The 238-nt window shown below is 41.2% G+C and carries 1 protein-coding gene; it reads left to right on the top strand.

Annotated elements, in window-relative coordinates:
* Positions 1-238: hypothetical protein (locus tag AAEY98_RS22655; RefSeq protein WP_351019890.1), on the top strand; the 238-nt coding region annotated here is incomplete at both ends.

Here is a 238-nt window from a genome sequence, read left to right as displayed (position 1 = left end):
GGCTTGATTCAAAAGTATATGGCACCACGGTTGCACGATATTTATGAAATTGAGAGATCCATTTATATTGATCTCGAGAGATTCGTTGGAGAGCATCCCTCGGTGCGTCCTCATCTAGGAGATTGGAAAAGGTGTTCGATCACTCAGCAATATGATTTTATTTTTTTTGACCCATTCCATTACTCAGTGGAAGGGGAGTTAGATGGAGATCTTAGTCATGAAGAATGGAGCACAGTAC

This window comes from Shewanella sp. AC91-MNA-CIBAN-0169 (genome assembly GCF_040310165.1).
GTDB lineage: Bacteria > Pseudomonadota > Gammaproteobacteria > Enterobacterales > Shewanellaceae > Shewanella.
Note: the sequence above shows the minus strand (reverse complement) of the source record. Positions and strands in the feature narration are given on the sequence as shown.